Origin of the sequence: Micromonospora sp. KC207, assembly GCF_004348615.1 — a bacterium.
In the GTDB taxonomy this organism is placed as follows: domain Bacteria; phylum Actinomycetota; class Actinomycetes; order Mycobacteriales; family Micromonosporaceae; genus Micromonospora.
The window spans coordinates 1-19,574 of the sequence record NZ_SMKJ01000110.1; the positions used below are offsets into that span (position 1 = coordinate 1).

At 72.6% G+C, this 19,574-nt stretch carries 13 protein-coding genes and 2 pseudogenes; 9 read left to right on the top strand and 6 right to left on the bottom strand.

Going from position 1 to position 19,574, the window contains the following annotated elements; all coding sequences use genetic code 11:
* Window positions 1-220: 220 nt before the first annotated feature.
* A pseudogene (locus E1258_RS15745) lies at window positions 221-1,000 on the top strand (IS701 family transposase); the annotation flags it as partial.
* A 273-nt stretch (window positions 1,001-1,273) separates the two neighbouring features.
* Here E1258_RS15745 and E1258_RS15750 read toward each other — a convergent pair.
* Both E1258_RS15750 and E1258_RS15755 read right to left on the bottom strand, forming a co-directional pair.
* Window positions 1,274-1,855, bottom strand: coding sequence for a hypothetical protein (locus tag E1258_RS15750; protein WP_132401435.1), 582 nt, complete (start codon window positions 1,853-1,855; stop codon window positions 1,274-1,276).
* A gap of 262 nt (window positions 1,856-2,117) precedes the next feature.
* A complete protein-coding gene (locus E1258_RS15755; RefSeq protein ID WP_165949781.1) occupies window positions 2,118-3,359 on the bottom strand; it encodes an indoleamine 2,3-dioxygenase in 1,242 nt (413 codons plus the stop codon).
* Between the two features lie 196 nt (window positions 3,360-3,555).
* Here E1258_RS15755 and E1258_RS34850 point away from each other — a divergent pair.
* From E1258_RS34850 to E1258_RS15770, 3 genes and pseudogenes are all read left to right on the top strand, one after another.
* Window positions 3,556-3,819, top strand: a pseudogene (locus E1258_RS34850) (IS30 family transposase); the annotation flags it as partial.
* A gap of 239 nt (window positions 3,820-4,058) precedes the next feature.
* Window positions 4,059-5,936: an HAD family hydrolase gene (locus E1258_RS15765; RefSeq protein ID WP_132401441.1), complete on the top strand. Its 1,878-nt coding sequence runs from the start codon at window positions 4,059-4,061 to the stop codon at window positions 5,934-5,936.
* Entirely contained in the window at window positions 5,933-6,148 is a 216-nt protein-coding gene (locus tag E1258_RS15770) for an acyl carrier protein (RefSeq protein ID WP_132401444.1), read from the top strand. The genes E1258_RS15765 and E1258_RS15770 overlap by 4 nt, the downstream gene beginning before the upstream one ends.
* On the opposite strand, the gene E1258_RS33345 is transcribed toward E1258_RS15770, so the two are convergent.
* The gene (locus E1258_RS33345) at window positions 6,124-7,722 is read right to left on the bottom strand and encodes an SDR family NAD(P)-dependent oxidoreductase (protein ID WP_207919582.1); all 1,599 of its coding nucleotides are present in this window, start codon (window positions 7,720-7,722) and stop codon (window positions 6,124-6,126) included. The genes E1258_RS15770 and E1258_RS33345 overlap by 25 nt on opposite strands.
* Before the next feature lie 16 nt (window positions 7,723-7,738).
* Between E1258_RS33345 and E1258_RS15780 the strand changes: the two genes are divergently transcribed.
* Window positions 7,739-10,297, top strand: a complete 2,559-nt coding sequence (locus E1258_RS15780) for a lantibiotic dehydratase (RefSeq protein ID WP_207919583.1) — start codon at window positions 7,739-7,741, stop codon at window positions 10,295-10,297.
* Between the two features lie 10 nt (window positions 10,298-10,307).
* Here the strand turns inward: E1258_RS15780 and E1258_RS15785 are convergent, their stop codons facing one another.
* The 3 genes from E1258_RS15785 to E1258_RS15795 all read right to left on the bottom strand — a co-directional run bounded on the left by E1258_RS15785 (window position 10,308) and on the right by E1258_RS15795 (window position 12,852).
* A complete protein-coding gene (locus E1258_RS15785; RefSeq protein WP_132401450.1) occupies window positions 10,308-11,360 on the bottom strand; it encodes a hypothetical protein in 1,053 nt (350 codons plus the stop codon).
* Complete coding sequence (locus tag E1258_RS15790; protein ID WP_132401453.1) at window positions 11,357-12,586, bottom strand: coproporphyrinogen-III oxidase family protein; 1,230 nt, start codon at window positions 12,584-12,586, stop codon at window positions 11,357-11,359. Before E1258_RS15790 ends, E1258_RS15785 begins: the two co-directional genes overlap by 4 nt.
* Before the next feature lie 83 nt (window positions 12,587-12,669).
* The gene (locus E1258_RS15795) at window positions 12,670-12,852 is read right to left on the bottom strand and encodes a thiocillin/thiostrepton family thiazolyl peptide (RefSeq protein ID WP_132401456.1); all 183 of its coding nucleotides are present in this window, start codon (window positions 12,850-12,852) and stop codon (window positions 12,670-12,672) included.
* Between the two features lie 501 nt (window positions 12,853-13,353).
* Here E1258_RS15795 and nocL point away from each other — a divergent pair.
* The 4 genes from nocL to E1258_RS15810 are packed head-to-tail and all read left to right on the top strand — an operon-like array spanning window position 13,354 to window position 19,401.
* Window positions 13,354-14,535: a 3-methyl-2-indolic acid synthase gene (nocL, locus tag E1258_RS15800; protein ID WP_165949784.1), complete on the top strand. Its 1,182-nt coding sequence runs from the start codon at window positions 13,354-13,356 to the stop codon at window positions 14,533-14,535.
* On the top strand, window positions 14,532-16,232 hold the full coding sequence (locus tag E1258_RS33350) for a hypothetical protein (RefSeq protein WP_165949785.1): 1,701 nt from the start codon (window positions 14,532-14,534) through the stop codon (window positions 16,230-16,232). Before nocL ends, E1258_RS33350 begins: the two co-directional genes overlap by 4 nt.
* Window positions 16,229-18,061, top strand: a complete 1,833-nt coding sequence (locus E1258_RS15805; RefSeq protein WP_165949786.1) for a TOMM precursor leader peptide-binding protein — start codon at window positions 16,229-16,231, stop codon at window positions 18,059-18,061. Before E1258_RS33350 ends, E1258_RS15805 begins: the two co-directional genes overlap by 4 nt.
* Window positions 18,058-19,401, top strand: a complete 1,344-nt coding sequence (locus E1258_RS15810) for a hypothetical protein (protein WP_132401465.1) — start codon at window positions 18,058-18,060, stop codon at window positions 19,399-19,401. The genes E1258_RS15805 and E1258_RS15810 overlap by 4 nt, the downstream gene beginning before the upstream one ends.
* The last annotated feature ends 173 nt before the right edge of the window (window positions 19,402-19,574 follow it).

Below are 19,574 nucleotides of genomic sequence, written 5' to 3' on the forward strand. Positions count from 1 at the left end.
CCGCGATCGGCTACCACCGCACCACCGGCGCGACCAACATCGCCCGCGCCACCCGCCAGGCCAACCGCCGCCCCCACGACCTCATCACCGCCGTGACCAGCAGTTACCGCAGAACGCAATGACCCTGTCCCGGACCGGCCGCCCGCACATTGGAGCAGCTGCTCGCCCGAGCAACTTCCACCGAAGACCGTCCCTGACAGTTATTCAATTACAGGCCCTGGGCAAGACTGAGAACTGTCAGATCGGCACGTTCCTGTGTTACGCCACCGCCAAAGGGCGGGCGTTGATCGACCGGGAGTTGTACCTGCCGAAGTCGTGGACCGGTGATCGGGATCGGTGCCGGGCGGCGGCGGTCCCGGACGAGGTCGAGTTCGCGACGAAGCCGCAGCAGGCACAGGCCATGCTGGAGAGGGCGATCGAGGCGGGGGTGCCGTTCTCCTGGTTCAGCGCGGATGAGGCCTACGGGCAGAATCCTGGCCTGCGGTGCTGGCTGGAGGATCAGGACATCGCGTATGTGGTGGCCACCCGCCGTGACGACGAGGTGCCCTCCGGGTTGCGCACCACCACCCGTGTCGATGAGCTGGTGGCGAAGGTGCGTGCGGGTGCGTGGCAACGCCTGTCGGCTGGTGACGGCGCGCACGGACCGCGTCGTTACGACTGGGCCCGGCTGCCGATCCGCCGCACCTTCGCCCACGGCCGCCACGGCTGGGTCCTGGCCCGACGCTCGATCAGCGACCCGGGCGACATCGCCTACTACGTGTGCTTCGGTCCCCGCGGCACCCGACTGCGCGAGGTGGTCCGGGTCGCCGGTAGTCGTTGGTCGGTGGAGGAGTCGTTCCAGACCGCGAAGAACGAGGTCGGCCTGGACCAGTACCAGGTCCGCCGCTACGACGCCTGGTACGGCCACATTACCCTCGCGATGGCCGCTGCCGCGTTCCTTGTCGTCACCCGCGCCGCCGAAGCCGCAAAGGGGGCGCCACCGGCAGCGAGGGCAGCCTGATCCCGCTGAGCAGCAACGAGATCCGCCGCCTGTTCGCCCACCTCGTCCTGACCATCCGCCACCACGCCGACCACATCCTGCACTGGTCCCGGTTCCGCCGCCGACGCCAGGAACAAGCCCGAGCCGCCCACTACCGCAAACGACTCGAACCGCCATAGGACACGACCCGCCGTTGCAGTACTAAGGCGGGCCGCAGGCCGGGCGGTGGTGGTGCGGACACGGCTGAGGGCCCCTTCCCGTTCGGGAAGGGGCCCTCGGCGTGTTCTGTGCGTGTCAGCTGTTCCAGAGCTCGGCGACCAGGTCAGCGGCCTGCTTCTCCCACTGGGCGTAGTGGTCCGGGTACGCCGACACCTGCACCGTCTGCGCGGCCTTGGTCAGCGGCATGTCCTGCCAGCCGTCGACCTGCTTCAGACCCTTGAGGAACGCCGTCGTCGAGTAGGCCGGGTCGGTGATCTGCTCGACCGTGCCCCAACCCGAGGACGGGCGCTGCTGGAACAGGCCCTGCGAGTCGTGGTCGTTGCGGTCACCCAGGTGACCAAGGTTCTCCAGCTTCGACTCCTGCAGGCTGGTGGCGATCGCGACCACGGCGGCCCGCTCGTCCATGCCCGCCTTCTTGGTGGCCTCGATGATGGCCTTGGCGTTGTCCTTCTGCTCACCCGACAGCGGCACCGTCGACTGCCCGGCGGGCACACCATGGGGCAGCAGCTTGTCCACCGACACCTGCTGGCTGGCCGCCACTGGCTTGCTCGCCACCGCGGGGGTCGTGTCCAGCGACAGACCCGGGCCAGCGGCCATACCGGCCGCGGCGGTCAGACCGGCGATGGACAGCACACCACGCTGAATAAGCTTGTTCATGATCAAAGCTCCATTCGGGGGTTGACGCACACACCCGGACACACCACCCACACGGGCAGGCACGGGAATCTGTGCGCAAGCACCTCGCGTACGGGCGCTCTGAGAAAGCTTCTGGGGGAACTTCACCACGCCGCAGAAGGGGATCGGAGGATCTACCAGGCCCGCACGGCGGGCTGCTCCAACGGCGTCGACATGGTGTAACGACCGGCGGGGCCGCCCCATTCCCGAGGCCACCCGACCCATCCACCCGCTCGACGGGGGGCTACGGCCGCACCGGGGATACAACCGACCCACCCCACCAGCCATTCCCCACCATGCTGCTGGGTGAACTGGGCGTCCAACTGCTCTTGGTCGAACTCCCCGTACACCCGCGCCGTCGTGGCAGCAGCCGTTCGGTGGTCTCCTCGCGCGACTTCTTCAGAAAGGCGACGAAGTCGCTGCCACCGGTTCCCTGGGCGGTCTCCTGGTCACGCTCGAACCGCTTGATGTAGCGCCCGGTGATGCCGATGTGCTGGGCCCGGAGCCGAACCAGGGCGTCCACCGCCTCGTTGTACGCGTCGCCCAGCAGGGGATGGGTGACGCGATTCCGCTCGACGCATTCACGGACCGACGGACCGGCCTCAAGATCCGTCAGGAAACGACGGTGCGGACCAGGCATGTACGCGCGCATGCCGGTCAGGAAACCCGCCGTTGTCCCGTGCGGGTGCGGTATGTCGAGTCCGGCGTCGAACGCCTGGATGAGGGAGCTCTGTGCGGCGCTCCCGCCGGCCAGCACCAGCGGCTCCCCGTCCACGCCCGCGAAGCGCAGCCCCGGCGCGGACCACCCCGTGAGGAACGGCCTGACGCGGTGGTAGAAGACGTAGTGATCGCACCAGCGCTCGACGCCGAGAAACGCGCCGGTCACCTTGTCGACGACAGCACGGATACCAAACAGCGCCTCGGTGAGAGCGGCCTGGTCCTCGGCCGCCGCCGCATGCTGGGCCCGCACGAGCAGGGACAGCCCGGGAGCGCCGGCGAGTTCGACGCCCACCGTCGCCAGATAGAACCACTTCTCGTCGACGCCGCCGAGAAACGTCACCTGGGTGTCGATGTTCGACACGCTCAGCGGTTCGTCCGCATCGATGCGCCGCCAGTTGTGAAGCACGATGGAGGCGTGGGAGATGATCGGCGCCCGGTCCAGGCATTCGGCGAGCGTGTGGAGCGGTTGCGCCACCGATGCCGGGAGCATGTCTGCGGGTGTGTCGGTGGCCCACACGTACGCGTTCGCGAGGCAGCACAACAGCAGCATGGCCCGTTCCTGCTCCCCGCTGGAACGCAGCCTGTCCGGCTCGAGGACGGGCATCGACTCGACCGCCGGGCGCATCCGCCCTGTCATGATCAGAGCCGCCAGGTTCCGCCCGAGCCGCTCCCACGGTGCGAAGTACGCCGGCAGCGTGTCCACCGGGTCGTCGGCGGGCACGAACCCGTGCACGGCATCGATGGCGTACTCGCCCAGCGTCGCCACTCGGGGTCGGGGAGCGCGTACGCGCGTCGTCTCAGGGATCACTGCGTCTCCTCCTCGTGCGTCTACACCAGGCTGCCCTTCCTGCGAGGTAGGGCATACGGACGCCAGCACGAACTCCGCGCCCTCTGATTGGTCTCGGGCACTATGACGTCACGGTGTTGTCGCCCTCAGGAAGCACTCCAGGCGTGGGGCCAGCTTGCGGACCGGTCGGACTCGTCGCGTTGCCTGAGAGCGCGCCAGGCAACGCGCATGGGCCCACGCCACCACCGACACCCTGATCAGTGAACGGCCCGCCGAACTCGCCGACCGTGCCGTCCCCGGACCCTGGGAAGGGAATCTGATCATCGGGTTCCAGCGCTCCGCGATCGGGACGCTGGTCGAGCGGACCGCGAGGTTCACGATGCTGATCCACCTGCCGCGTGAGGCCGGCTGGGGTGTGATCCCGCGGACGAGGAGCGGCGTCCAGGCGCAGCTTGAGCCGGCGCAGAGCGCGGCCGCGGGCCGTCAACCTGCTGACGCCGCCGGTCGACGTGCGTCACGTCCGAATCAGTTCGAATCGGTCGCGCGGCAGGCTCCGCCGCGTCGCGCTGATCTTCTTCGGTGGACCGTTCGCGACACCGCCCGGTCGCGTCGCCCGGCGATCTGTATACGGGGCCGGTGCTAGGGTGCCGATACCGGCATCGCTTGCGGGAGGTCCACATGACGCAACCCGGCAACGAGCGCGCGGACGAGGATGCCGTGGCGCAGCTGACCGGGATCGCCCGTGCGGGGCGGCTGGCGGAGGATTTCGACGTCGTCACGAAGCTTGCGGCGCGACTGTCCAGAGCGGACCTGAGCCGGGTCGGGCCGCTGTTGGCCAGGGTCGACGCGGCACAGGTGCGAGCGGCGCACCCCGACCTGCCCGAGGTGTCCGTCGCGGTGACCGGAGCGGGCACGGTGGGTGCCCTGACGGCGCCGGTCGCCGCGGAGTTGGTGCGCCACGGCCTCGTGCCGCGGTGCTCGGCCACCGGGTACGACGCCTACCTGGCGGAGTTGGCGGATCCGGGCAGCGCGCTGCACGACGCGGACATCGCGGTGTGCCTGCTCGACGCACGGGTGGTGTTCGCCGAAGTGCCGACGCCGTGGCGTGTCGAGCAGGTGGAGGAGGCCGCCACCCGGGTGGTGACCAGGATCGTGGACATCGTCGAGCGGTTCGTGGAGCGTTCCCGGGGCATGCTCGTGGTGACGACCATGCCATTGCTGCGGTCGTACCCGGCCCAACTGGTGGACCACCGGTCGCGGGCACGACTGGGCGCGGTCTGGGCGCGGGCGAACGCCCGCCTGCTGGACCTCGGCGAGCGGGCCGGAGTCGTCGTGCTGAACCTCGACCCGCTGCTGGCCGAGGGCGTCCCGGCGGTCGACCGCCGGATGGGCGTACACCTGGGGCTGCGGCACTCTCCTGCGCTCCTCGCGGCGGTGGCGCGGGAGATCGGGCATCTGGCCCGCAACGTAGCGGGGCGCACCCGCAAGTGCCTCGTCCTGGACCTCGACGACACACTCTGGTCGGGCGTCCTGGGCGAGGTCGGGCCGGACGGCGTCGAGGTGGGACCGGCCTTCGCGGACGTGCAGCGGGCGGCCCGGCAGCTCGGATCCCAGGGGGTGCTGTTGGCGGTGGCCAGCAAGAACGACCCGGAACCGGTCCGCACCGCCCTGGCGAAGCCCGAGATGGCGCTGCGGGCCGACGACTTCGTGCGGGTGTCGGCCAGCTGGCGGCCCAAGCCGGAGACTCTGGCCGGCTTGGCCGAGGAGCTGAACCTGGGCCAAGACAGCCTGGTGTTCGCCGACGACTCCGCGGCCGAGTGCGGGATGGTCGCCACCCTGCTGCCTCAGGTCGCGGTGGTGGAGTTGGCGGGCGATCCAGCCGGGCACCTGCCGGCCCTGCTGGCCGACGGCTGGTTCGACGTGCCGCGGCTGACCGACGAGGATCGTGGGCGGTCCGCCGCGTACCGGGCCGACCTGCACCGGCGCGAGCTACGGACGTCCGCCGGTTCGCTGGACGAGTATCTGCGTACGCTCGGCGTGCGGGTGGAGCTGGCACCGGCCGCGCTCGCCGACGTCGCGCGTTTGTCCCAACTGACGTTGCGGACCAACCAGTTCACCATGACCACGGCGCGGCTGTCTCCGCCCGAGGTGGAGGCGCTGATCCGGAACCCCGAAGCGCTCGTGCTCGCGGTGCGCACGGCGGACCGCTTCGGCCACAACGGGCTGGTGGGCGCGGTGTTCGGCCGCCACGACGCCGGCCTGCTGTGGTTGGAGAATGTCCTGCTGAGCTGCCGGGTGTTCGGTCGCGGCATCGAGCAGGCGTACCTGTCGTCGGTGTTGTCCTCGGCCCGGGCGCGAGGTGTCGGCGCCGTGCTTGCCCGCTACGTTCCCAGCGCGCGCAACGGCGCCTTCGCCGACTTCTACCTCCGCCACGGGTTCACGCGCGTCCTCCCGTACGACGGCCCGGGGGAGCTGTACCGGCACGACCTGGGGCGGATACCGTCGGTGCCGGAGCACATCGTCCTGACTGTCTCCTCGGAAAGGCCGGCGGCATGACCCTGTCGCAGTTCCTCGACCTGGTCCGCGACGAGGTCGGCGTGGTGGCCGACGCGGACACCAGCTTTGACCAACTGCCCGACTGGGACTCCCAACACCTGGTGTGGCTGGTGATGGCGATGGAGCGGGAGCTGGGCAGGCCCGTGCCACTGCCGGACGCCCTGGCCGCCGGGTCGCTCGGCGAGCTCTACGCCGTCGCGGCCGGGGACTGAGTCAGCTCCGCCGATCCCATGATCGTGACGCCGAGGTCCGCGCCGGGCACCCACCCGGCGATCCGGGCCGCGACCAGCCCAGGGTCGACCGCGTCGGCGACCCCGAGCGGGCCGGCGGCCATGTCGGTGCGCAGCCGGGGCGGGCGCACCACCAGCACCCGCAGTCCGTGGACGCGGGCGCAGTGCTCGCCCAGGGCCTCGACCGCCGCCTTCGCCGCCGCGTAGTGCGGCCAGTGCGCCGGGAAGTCCTCGACGGCCGAGGACGAAACCACGACCAGCCAGCCGCCGGGCCTGATCCGGTCGAGGACGGCGGTCAGCGGGTTCAGCACCATCGCGAGGCTCCGGTCGACGAAGTCCCGCACCGCCGGGACGGTGTCCGGGTGCAGGCGGACCGGCCGGACCGCTGGCCCGGCGCACAGCACCAACCCGGTCAGGTCCAGCTCCGCCGCCCGCAGGGTGCTCTGGTCGGCGTCGGCCGCGTCCAGCCGCAGCGCGCGCACCCGGCCGCCGAACTCGTCGGCCAGCGCGGCGACCTCGGTGGCGCCGTCGCGCTGGCCGGCCCACACCGTCGCCGACCGGGCGGCGAGCGCCGCGGTGACGGCCGCCCCGAGCCCCCGGCTGCCGCCGACCACCAGCGCGCGTTCGCCGGCCAGGGCGTCGTCGGCGGGACGGTACGCCGTGGCGGACGCCCACGTCGGCGCCGCGACGGGCAGGCGCTGGAAGGCTCGCAGCTCCAGGGTGAGGCCGGGCAGCTCGGCGTCGGTGACGAGCGCGCCGGTACGCGGGTCCGCCCCGCGTACTCGTGCCTGGTAGCCCGTGCGGGACGCCCCGGGCCGCAGGCGCAGGCCGGAGAGCAGGCAGTCGCGGCCGGGCCGCCGCATCCCGGCGAACCAGCTGCCCCAGGCGAGGGCCGCCAGCACCGTGGGCGGCGCGGCTCGGCAGCCGAGCTCCTCCGCCAGGGCGAGCAGGCCCGTGACGGAGGGCAGCGCGTAGTCGCCTGCCTCCTGCCACCCCGGCACGTGGTCGGCGAAGTCGGGAGCCTCGCACCGACCCGGGCTGCCGCCGTCGGCAGGCGGCGGGGCGGCGGCGAGGCCGGTGCCGGGCGACAGGGTCATCGTGACGGCCGGCAGATCGCCCTCGACGGCGGTGGCCTCCAGGGTCGACCCCGCCTGCCGTACCAGCACCCGGTAGTCGGTGCCGGGCAGGACGGGCCGCGTGAACCGGACGGTCAACCCGCTCGCGTCGCGGACGGCGGCGGGCGGCACGGCGGCCAGCACGGCGATCGCGCTGAGCGCGCCGTGCACGATGGTGCGACCGAACGGGCCGCGCCCGGCGAACGCCGCGTCGACGTGCAGTGGGTTGTGGTCGCCGCTCACCTCGGCGAACCGGGCGACGTGCCCGGCGTCGAGGCGGAATCCGTGCGCATTGTCCACTGTCGACCATCCTCGCCGGCCGGTGCTCGGGGAAAGCTTGCCAGCGGCGACGACGAGCGTCAACGGAGCGCCGACAGCAGCATCGAAGTCGATGACGATGGGGGCGCGTTGTGGCAGCATGGCGGAAACGGCGTCCGACACCGGAGGTTGCTTCCCCATGGCGTTCCGAGAGTACGTGCTGTGGCGTAGGGGAACCGTCTCGGTCGAGGCTCTCCACGCCCTCCGTGCCAGTCGCACCTGGGCGGCGCTGGCGGAGGTCGACGTCGCCGAGGCGGCCCTGGCCGACGCGGCCGAGCGGGTCAGCGCGGCGTTGTTCAGCCGGGTTCCGGAACTCGGTGCGCGGGAGCGCGGCCTGGTCCTTCGAGTGCGCCGTCGGCTGCACAACGACCGCCCCTCGGCCACCGACCTGGCGGCTGCCCGTGCCGTCCTCGACGAACCCGGGCGGTCCCTGCTGGCGCAGTGGGGCTCCCTGCGCGAGGCCCGTGACGCCCACCTGGCCGAGGCGGAGGGAGCCCTCGCCGAGGAGCTCATGGCCGCGCGGCTGGCGCTCGCCAAGCAGCTCGACGGCGACCTGCTGGACGGGATCCTCCTCTCCGGCCGTACCCTGCTCGAGTCGGTGACCGCCTACCGCGACGCGGTCGCCGCCTCCGGCGGAGCGGCGCCCGGTAAGCGCCTCCGCACGGCGGAGAAGACCGCGCTGGCCTATCTGACCCGCAGCGCCTGCAAGCCCACGCCGTTCGGTCGGTTCACGGAGGTCGGCGCGCAGCCGTGGACGGCGGGCCCGGGGGAGCCCGGCGTCGTGTCCCGACGGGCCCGGCTCAACCGCGGGCTGCTGACCTGGATGGCCAGCGAGGTGGTGGACCTGCCGGGCATGGACGAGGTCGTCCAGGTCCGGCTCAACAGCACGCTGCGCGTCAGTGGGGACCGGGTGGAGTTCTTCCAGCGTGGGCGGGACGGACGGGCGGACGGGCTGCGGGGCGAACGCTTCGGCGCCGTTCCGCTCAGCGCAGCGCTGCGACTGGTCATGGAGGTTCTCGCCGAAGGCGCGCGGTCGAAGGCGGAACTGGTCGCCGTCCTCGCCGCCCGGTCCGGCCAACCGGTCGCGGGCGTGGAGCGGTTCGTGGCCAAACTCGTCAAGGCCGGGGTGTGCCACACCGACCTGGGCGTCCCCGACCAGGAGCCCACGCCGGCCGGGCGGATGGCCGAGGTGTTGCACCGGTCGGCGGATCCCCGTGCGGCCGGGCTGGCGGCGCTGTTCGAGCGCCTCCAGCGCGCCGAGGACGAGTTCCCCGGCGCCGCGCTGCCCCGCCGGATCGCCCTCCTGGCCCAGCTGGACGGGCTCCGCCGGGAGTTCGTGGCGCAGGCCGAGGTCGCGCCCGAGGTCGCCGGCCAGACGAGCGACCGGGCTCTGGTGTTCGAGGACACCGGTCGGTCCGGACCGGCGGCCGGCTGGAACCCGGCCGCCCTCGAGTCCGTCGCCGACGAGTTCGCCGTGCTCGGCGGTCTGCTCCCGCTGGTCGACGATTCCACCCTGGTCCGCCTCGGCCTGTACGCGCATTTCACCGCGACGCGCGGTGGGCCCACGCCGATCCTCGACTACTACCGTGACGTCGTCGCGCTCGGTGCCCAAGGCATCTCGTCGGTGATGACCGCGCAGGGAGACCCGGCGGCGGAGACGGTGCGCCAGCGGCGGGCCCAGCTGGTGGCGCGGCTGGCGGAGCTGGCGACCGCGCCGGGCGAGGTGGTCGACCTCGACCTGGACTGGGCTCGGCGGTTCGTCGGCTCCCTGCCGGGGTCGCTCGGGGTCGACGGGGGCTTCGCGGCGCGGGTGCAGCTCGCCGACGGCACGGTGGTGTTGAACTCGGTGATGAGCGGGCAGGGCGTCTTCTACTCCCGGTTCTGCGATCTGCTGCCGCCGGAACCGAACGGCTGGTCGCTCGCCGGTGCCGTCCGGGCGGCGATCGAGCCTCGGCAGATGGACCTCACCGCGGTGCTGGGCCTGAACATCGCGGTGCATCCGCCGTTGGCTCCGCTGGAGCTGCGGTATCCCCGGGTGGTGTCCCCCGGCGCCGCGCACACCCTGGCCGAACTGACGGTGGAGGCCGACCACGCGACGCGGCGGCTGGTGCTGCGCTCCACCCGGGACGGCCGGATCGTGCAGCTGACGCCGATGAGTTTCCTGTTTCCCGCGGCGGGCCCGATGCTGTACCGGTTCCTGTGCGCGTTCGCCCCGATCGTCGGCGCCCGGCGCGGCTGGTGGCACCGGCTGCCCGCCGACGTGCCCCGGGTGCCCCGGCTGACGCTGGGCGGGCTGGTGCTCGACCGGCGTGCCTGGCGGTTGCCGGCCGGGCCACTCGACCTGCCGACGACCGCGGAGACGGTCGCCGAGTTGCGCGCCGTCCGGCGGTGGCAGCGCGACCTGGGCATCGACGACGAGTGCTTCTTCACCGTCCGGGAGGCGCCCGCGCCCGATGCCGGGGACTGGGTGGCACAGACCCGGCGATGGGCGCGACAGGCGCGGCAGGCCCGCCTCAGCAAGCGGCATTACCTGCACTTCGGCAGTCCGCTGTTGCTGAACGTCTTCCTCCGACAGTTGCCCCGCGAGGCGGACGGAAGCGTGGTGGTGCTGGAGGAGGCGCTGCCGGCGCCGGCGAGCGCACCGAGGCCGGCGACCGGCGGCGCCGAGGAATACGTGATCGAGTACGTCGCCGGCTGAGCGGGCGGGGTCAGCGCGCCACGGCGGCCGCGTCGGCGCTGATGGCCGAGATGAGCCCGGTCATCAGCTCACTGACCCCTCGCCGCCCTACCGCTTCCATGGAACGTCCGATGGCGTTGCACAGCACCATCCGCTCGGACATGCCGAGCCCGATGCCGGCGTGCAGGCTCAGGTAGAGCAAGCCCATCATGAAGCGCATGGACAGGTAGCCGACGTTGGTGGCCAGATAGTCGCGCAGCGCGGGCACGGCGGCGGTGAGGGCGTGCAGCGCACCGATGCCCGGATCCGGAAGGACCTCGCCGTCCTCCGTGACCGCCCACAACTCGCCCCGTTCCAGGGCGTCCTGGACCTTGCGCCGATGCCCGTCCACCAGGTCGTGCCAGCGTTGCGCGTGGTCGAACGCCGCCGGCCCGCCGTCCTGCAACTGCGCGAGCAGGGAGCGTACGCGGCGTTCGACGACCGGGGCGGCCGCTGAGTACTGCTTGCGCAACTGGGCGCGCAGCGCCGCGCCGCCGCCGCTGAGGGCGATCATGCCGTCCGCGTGGGCGCTCACGCTGGGGAAGGAGAGCGGGATCGGATGGTGGCGTCGGACCAGGGTGCCCATCGCCGAGTCGTCCCGGGGCAGGTATCGCGCCACCGCGACCAGGTGGGCGACCATGATGTCGAACCCGGCGTCGGTGCGGGTCAGTGATCCGTTTCGGACGTCGGCGGCGAGGGAGGCGACCAGCGGGCCCGACGCGGTGAGGAACTCCTCGATCAACCCGGATGCGGCCGGCCCGGTGACCGGCAGGTCCTCGTCCGGCACCGGCAGGGCGGCCACCTCCGCCGGCGCGGTGTGGAACGGCTGGCCTGCCGCGGTCACCATGGCCGCCGCCGTCGGACGGCAGAAGACCCGGAGGCCGGCGCGGTCCCGCAGCACGGCGAAGTCGCTCGCCACGGCCGCCAGCAGGGCGAGCGCGGAGTCCTGCGCCTCGCGGTCGCCTTCGACGGTGAACTGCCGCCAGCCGCCGGCCGTGCGCGGAGCGGGTCCGTCGGGTGCGGGGGTGGTCGCCGCCCCGCTCACGCAGCAGCCGCCTGGAGGGCGGCGGTGTGGAAGGACAGTTCGACGAGGGCCGTCGCCACCCGCTCGCGGGGCAGCCGCATGCCGCGCTCGTCCTCGACCAGCCCGTGCTTCCGGAAGAAGCTGACCATGGGCCTGATCCCGGGCAGCTCCAGGCAGTCGGAGAGCGACGCTCCGGTCGCGGTCTCCCAGTCGTCGCGGACGATGCCGTCGAACATCGACAGTCCGGCTCGAAGGTTGGACGCCACGACCGGCTCCGCCGTGGCCGGCAGCACGGTGTCGAAGTGCAGTGGATCGGCGATATAGGGGTCGAGCGGGCCCTTCCGGTGCGCCAGGAACTGGCGGTCGACCAGCGAGATCGCGCCGGATCCGAGGCCGATGAGGTCCGCGCGGAGCTGGAAGTACAGGGCGGAGAACTGGGCCAGCGGGCCGAAGTATCCCGAGGCCTCCTCCGCCATCCCCGCCTCGAGCGCCAGCGACCGGCCGAGATGGAACGAACGAAGCTGGTTGCGCAGGTGCAGTTCGCGCCGGCCCCGGTCGACGTAGCGGCGCAGCGCGGTGCCGGAGTTGGGCCGGAACGGGTAGAGCGAGAGCTGGTCGATCGGCAGCTTGAGCGCCTCGGCGACGGACCGCCCGACCTCGTCGGACCGCTCGTCCGGGAACCCGCACATCAGGTCGAGGTTGACCTGGTCCATCCCGGCGGCCCGGGCCTGCTCGACGACGCGGCGGGCGTCACCGGCGGTGTGCCGCCGGCCGACCTGGCGCAGCCGGTCGTCGTCGAAGGACTGGACACCGAATGACGCGCGGGTGAAGCCCAGGGAACGGAAATGTCGTAGCCGATCGGTGTCGAGGGTGTCGGGGCTGCCCTCGATGGTGGCTTCGACGACATTGCGCAGGTCAAAGCTCTCGCGCAGTGCCGACATCACCATCTCCACCTCGTCGTGCTCGAGGATGCTGGCGGTGCCGCCCCCCCAGTACACCACGGTGGGGACCTTTCCCGCAGACCGGGCATTTGCTCCTCGGGCCCGGATCTCGTCGCACAGCGCACGTAGATAACTGCGACGTTTGGTGTCCTTCGCCGTCGACAGGAGGTCCGCAACCGGTACGGGATGGACCAGATCGCAGAAATTGCACTTCGAGCGGCAGAAGGGGATGTGCACATAAATCATCGCCTGCCGCTGCGCGATTCCCACTGGATCGGTAGAATATGGCTGGACGGCTGACGACATTTCGCACTCCAGAGTTCACCGGAAGTTGAACGAGCAATGGCAGGCAGAGGCGGGGCGGCCCCCGGGCCGCCCCGCCTCCTCCATCAGGACGTGCTGCAGCAGCACTCACAGGACGTGCAGGACGCCGCCATCACGTTGGAGATCGTCTCGCCGTCCTCCAGTCGGCTCTCGTCGATGAAGTCCGAAATCTCCAGGGAGGAGAAGTCGAAGTCCATGGACTCGAGGCTGTCGGGTGCGGTCGTCTGGGGGGCATTTCCGGTCGCCATGTAACCTCCCGAGTAGGGTGAACCGGCACCGATCGGGTGATCGGACCTCATCGAAGGTAACGACGGATTTTCAGATCCGTCAACCTGCGTCGAAGTCGGCTGTCCCTGATGGACGCGCGACACTCTTCGCACTCGGCGAAGATGGCCTTCGCCGGTGACACGTGGTGCCGTGTGTGATCCACTGACGACGATAGCGGCTCGCCGTGATTCACGGAACCGGCAATCGCAAGAAGGGTCGACACGTTCCAGGTGTCGATGCCATGCTGTGGCGAGTTGATCGGCGCGAGACGCGCCGGTGGACTCGCGGGACGACACGTTGGAGGACGACGTCGCATGGGGGAACCGGGTCCCGACCCTGGGCTCGACGGACGTGACTGCGCCCGCGGCTCCCGTCGCTGACGCCACGGGGCACGTGCTGCTCGATTCTCCCTCGACGTGCACCAGGCCCGTGAGCGCAGCAGGGCGCACCGACACCCGATGTGGCAGACAAGGGGAAGCCTGATGATCGAACGTACTGGCGTCGTCGAGCCCGGCGCGTCGGCCTTCGCCGCCCCCGATTTCGCCGAGGTGGCAGCGGCAGCCGCACAGCTCGACCCGCGAGCCGCGCTGGAGACGGGCGACCACCCGGCCGGCCGTGCCGCCACGGCGCTGGCCCTCTTTCGCGCCACCGGCCTGCCCACCGAGGAGATCGTCGCCGCGGCGACCGAGCTCGCCGCGCGGCGGGCGCCTCGACTGCACACGTTCGTCCCGCTCTACACGACGAACCACTGCGACTCCGAGTGCAAGATGTGCGGCATGCGGCGCAGCAACACCGGCATGCTGCGCCGTTTCTCCGGCAAGCGGGAGATCGAGGAGCAGCTCAGGATCCTCCTCGAGCACGAGGGGGTCCGGGGTGTCGGATTCCTGACCGGCGAGTACGCCGACCCGTACACCAGGCTGGCCAACGCCTTCCGGATCGGGTGGGCGATCCGCCGGGCCTTCGACATGGGATTCGACCGAGTCTACTACAACATCGGCAGCATGACCGAGGAGGAGATCGCGGTCCTCGGCGAGTGGATCACACCGGAGCAGCCGGTGACCATGTGCGTGTTCCAGGAGACCTACGACCGCGCCACCTACAACCGTTTCATGGGCGGCGACGGGGCCCCCAAGGCCGACTACGACCGGCGGATGTCCTCCTTCGACCGGTGGATCGACGCGGGTTTCCGCTACGTCAACCCTGGCGCGCTGATCGGCCTGCACGACGTGGAGGTGGAACTCGTGGCCCTGGTGGCCCACGCCGAGCACCTGGCTGCTCGCGGGGCGGTCGTCGACATGTCGATTCCCCGGCTGCGGCCGGCCCTGGCCTCCAGCAACAAGACCAAGGTGGACGACGAGACCTACCTGCGCCTGATCGCCTCCATCGCCGTCGCCTGCCCGGACTACCGCATCGTGCTGACCAACCGGGAGAGCCGGGCCTTCCGCGACCGGGTCATCGACCTGTGTGGCGTGATCAGCCCGGGCAGCCCCGACGTCGCTCCGTACCGGCGCTCCGACGCGATCGTCAACGACGAGAACAGCTCCCAGTTCCTCGTGGCCGAACTGAGCAGGCCCTCGGTGATCCTCTCCGGCATCACCTCCACCGGCCGCCGGGTGGCCTCCTTCGACGAGCCGGTCGCCGGCCTGGCCGGCCAGCGCCCGTGACCGAGGAAGGGCCGGTCAGGGTTCGGGGCGACGCCTTCTTCGTCCGCGCCCCCGGCGGCGCGACGGTGTACCACCAGACGGGATCGTTCTCGGTCTCCCACGACCGGGCGTACGAGTTGCTGACGGCACTCACGCGCCGGCTGGACGGCACGCGGTCGGCCACCGAGGTGCTCGCCGCGCTCCCTTCGCAGGCCAGACCCGCGGTGGAGGGGCTGCTGGCCTCCCTGCTGCGGCACGGCTTCCTGCTGCCGGCGGGTCCTTCGGCCGGGCCTCGACCGGCCTGGGTGACCGAGCGCTTCGGCGAGCACCTTGACTATCTGGGCCAGTTTCCCGGCGATCCGTACCAGCGGTTCACCACCCTGCGTGCCGCCCGGGTGGCCGTCGTCGGTTCCGGGCCCCTGCTGCGGGCGGCGGCCGGCGCCCTGGCCGACCACGCGTTCGCGCACGTCACCATCGTCGGCGGGGACATCGACGCGGTCGGCCCCGTCCTCGAGGCGGTGTCCCGGCGCGACCCGGAAGCGCGGTGGACCGTGGGGACCGACGCGGGGGACGCCACGGTCGTGGTGTACGCGGGCCTCGTGCCCGACGACCCGTCGGCGGAACTGGTCGCGGTGTTGTACGCGGACGCGCAGCGGCTCGCCGGCGCCGTGCGCGGCACCGGGGAAGACTGGTGCACGCGGTGCCTGACGCGCGTGCTGGGGGCCGAGGATGCCACGGCGGCGGCCCGGACGCCGGCGCCCGCGGCCAGCCTGCTCGCCTTCCAGGTGGTGCACCGGATCCACGCGGAGCTGGCCGGCCCGCCCGGGTCGCGGGACAGGACCGTGGTGACCGTGGATCCCGACACCCTCACCGCCGCACGACACCCGCTCTGGCGGCATCCGGACTGTTCCCGGCACCCACGTCCCGCGGCGGTGTTCACGGCCCGGCGCGAAGACGACGAGTCGCCGGTACGCCCGGACGTCGCCAGCCGGGAATCGGCGCCCAACGCCGAGGCGGCCCGGATCACCGCGGCCGTGCGCTCGTGGACCGACCCGGTCACCGGTCCGCTGCTGACCGTAGGGGAGGACGACCTGCCGCAGCTGCCGCTGGCCGTGAGCCGCTGCGGCACGACCCGGGCCACGGTGACCAGGACCGGCCCCTGGGCGCGGGAGGCCCGTACCCAGGCCGTGCTCGCGGCCCTGGCCACCGAGGGCGCCCGGTTGCTGCGGGCGCGGGGAACCGCCGGCCACGTCGGCGCGGGCTGGTCCCTCCCCGAGGCGCGCTACCGGGCCCTCGTCGCGCTGTCGGCCGAGCTGCCGGCCGGTCCGACCGGCGCCTGGACGCCCGTCGACGGCGGGCGTACCCCGCTCACCGGCTTCCTGCTGGGTCTCCTGGACGGTCGTCGGGTCGAGGTCGCCACGGCGCCGCTCGTGACCGGGCTGTGGCAGGCCACCGTGCGCGCGGACCGCCGCGCGATCGGGTCGGGCGTGGGCGTCAGCGCATCGCACGCCGAGGACAACGCCCTGCTCGCCGCCGCCGCGGGCGGCGTCGACCCGGTGCATCTCGCGCCGCCGGTCAAGACGTGGGCGGAGGCCCTGCGGACGGCACGGTCCGGCGCGTCGCTGGACACGGTCGAGTGGAACCTGACCGCCGAGCTGGCCTTCGTCGGCGAGGCCGCGGCGGTGGTGGCGGTGCGGACCGTCGGAGACCAGCCGTGAGTGCCGTGGTCGGCTCCGGGCCGCTGGCCGCCGCGGCCACCGCCGCGCTGGCCGCCCGGGCCGCCCGGGTGTCGGCCGTCGTCGTGGTCGGCGCCCTGGACGAGGTGACCGACCAGCCGCCCGGTCTCGGGGCCACGGTGCCGGTCACCCACTGGCGATCGCTGTGCTTCGTGGGTCCCCGGTGGTCGCCGGGCCGGCGCGGCTGCCTGCTCTGCCTGCGGGTGCGGGCGGCCAACGGCGGGTACGGCCCGACGCCGGAATCCCGCCCGGCAACGGCGTTCGGCGGCGCACGCGGGCGGGGCTGGCCGCCGTGGCTGCCGCGGGTGGCGGCCGAACTCGCCACCGAGCTGGCGACCGGGAACGGTGCGGATGCTCGGGTGTGGGTGCTCGACGCGCGCACCGGCACGGTCGACCGGCAGGAGCTGCTGCCCGATTCCACCTGCCCGGTCTGCGGCGACCCGGGCGGCGACCCGTTGCCGGTGTTCGACCGGCCTGACACGCGGTACACCAAACGCGACCCTGCGGTCCTTCGGACCAGGGAGATCGACGGCGACGTCGTCGACGACTACCTGCGTCGCGGCATCGGCCTGTTCAAGGAGGTCGCAGACGACCTCGACGGTCCGTTGGCCGCCAGCTCCGTGGAGCAACCCGTGCGGTGGGGGCGGCGCGAGCCGGCCATCGGCCGGGCCGAGACCTATCGGGCCGCTCGTACCGTGGCGGTGCTGGAGGGGCTGGAGCGCTACGCGAGCCTCTACCGAGGCGGAGCCCCGGCCCCGGTGCGCGCCGCGTACGCCGACCTCGGCGACGACGCCGTGGACCCGGTGACCCTGGGCCTGCACCCGCCGGAGTCGTATGGTCGGCCGGGTTTCCCGTTCGCGGAATACTCCCCGGAGACGGTCGTCGACTGGCTTCCCGGTCACTCGTTCGCGCGCAACGGGCCGGTGCTGGTGCCCGAGCGGGCCGTGCACTGGGGCCCCCGGCACGACGGGGAGACCACGTTCGCCTTCGAGACCTCCAACGGCTGCGCGCTCGGGTCGTCGGTGGAGGAGGCCGCCCTGCACGGGCTGCGCGAGCTCGCCGAACGCGACTCCTTCCTGCTCACCTGGTACCGGCGGTTGCGGCTGCCCGAGGTCGACCTCGGTGACGCGCCCGGCCTGCGGCCGTTGTTGCGTAAGGCCGAACTCATGACCGGCTGCCGCTTCCGCGCCTATCTGTCCACGATGGAGCACGGGATGCCGAGTTTCGTGCTGTTGGCCGAGTGCCCGCCGGGGGAGGGGCCCTCGGTGGTCGCCGGGTCGGGCGCGCATCCCGACCCGGAGCAGGCGTTGGCGGGCGGCCTGGCCGAGTTGGTGGGCGCGGTGCAGTACGTCAGCTTCCACTACGCCGAGCGTCGGGAACGGGCTCTGGCGATGCTGGCCGACCCCGACCTGGTGACCGGGATGACGGACCACGCCGCGCTGAACTGCCTGCCGGAGGCCCGCGACCGCTTCGGTTTCCTGCTCGACGGTGCCGCCGACCCGATGCCGCTGGCCGCCGTCCCGGCGACGCTTCGCGCGGACAGCACCGACATCCGGGCCGACTTCCGCACCGCGGTGGCCGGCGTGCTCGCCGGTGGCCTGGACGTGATCGTGGTCGACCAGACCATGCCGGAACTGCGCCGGCACGGCCTGCACTGCGTCAAGGTCGTCGTTCCCGGCCTGCTGCCGATGACCTTCGGCCACCGCAACCGGCGTACCGTCGGCCTGCCCCGGCTGACCGGCGTCCTGCCCTATCCGAGCGGCGCGGACGCCGAGGCGACCGCGACCCGGCTGCCCCACCCGTTCCCGTGACCGCGCCCGTCTTCGACCTGACCGCGGCCCGGGAGTTCGTACGCGGGCTGCGGGCACGCCCGCAGCCGGGCACCGCCGCCCCGGTGGACTGGGCGGACGCGCCGTGGCCGGTGAAGGTCTACCGTGCCGCGCCCGAGCTGCGCTTCGCAGACCGGTCCGAGCATTCCGACCGGGGCTGGGTGCTGCGGTTGCTCACCGAGGTCGTGGGTGTGTCCCGGCTGGTGACCGCGGCGGGGCGCACCATGGCCCGCCGGCCGGTCGCCTCCGGCGGGGCGCTCTATCCCACCGAGGTGTACGCCGTCCTCGGCGGTGCCGCCCACCACTTCGACGCGGCCCGGCACGAACTGGTCGCCCTGGGCCCGGCCCCGGCCGACGACGGCGTGCGGCTCGTGCTCACCCACCGGTTCTGGAAGAACCTCTACAAGTACGGTGACTTCGCGTACCGGCTCGGCGCGGTGGACGTCGGTGTGGTGCTCGGCAGGCTCCGGACCGTGGCCACGGCGTGGAGCGGCGCGGTCGAGGTCTCCTTCGACTTCGACGACGCCGCGGTGCACACGCTGCTCGGCGTGGACGGCGAGGACGAGGCCGCGTACGCCGTCGTGCGGGTCGTGCCGCCGGTCGACCGCCGGGCGGTGCCCGCCGTGCCCGCCTGCGCGCCGCAGGTGCGCGAACGGTCCGCCGTGGTCAACCGCTCGGCCGGCGTGTTGGCCATGCAGCGCGCGGCGCTGGCCGTGGCCCCGGCGATCCCACCGCCGGCCGCTCTGGTGGGGGAGCGGATCGCGCTGCCACCGGTCGCCCCGGTGCAGTACCGGGCCGAGGCGGCGCACCGGCGTCGGTCCTCGGGGCCGTCCTTCAGCGGGGCGGCTGTGGCCGAGGAGACGCTGGCCGCGGTGCTGGCCGGCTGCGCGGACCCGCACCTGCGGGTGCTGTGCGCCGTGCACCGGGTCACCGGCCGGCCTCCGGGCTGGTACGGCTACGACGCCGACCGGCACGCGCTGGTCCCGTTGCGCGCCGAGCCGGAGCCGGCGCGGGTCCTCCAGTCGGCCCTGTACCGGCCCAGCATGGACGTGGCCGCCGCCGGGTTCACCGTCCACCTCGCCGGGGGACTGGAGTTCACCGGCGCGCGGGCCTGGCGGATCCAGCAGATGCGGGTCGGGACCGCGGTCGACGGGGCGACGCTCACGGCCGCCGCGCGGGGCGCGTCGGCGCATCCGTTCCTGGGGTTCGACGCTTCCGCCGTCGACGGGCACTACGGGCTTCCCGCGGGGACGGGAACACTCGCGCAGGTGTGTGTCGGTGTCGCCGCGGGCGCACCGGTGCTGACCGGAAGGGTGTGGTGACAGGTTGACCGAGTCTCGGACGGCGACGAACAGGTTCGCCGCGCGGACCAACGATCCGGCCTGGATGGCGGAGCTGGAACGCATGTACGACCGGGGGACCTTCGCCCACCTGGACGCCCTCGGTGTCGCACCGGGCTGGCGGTGCCTGGAGGTCGGCGCGGGCGGGGGTTCGG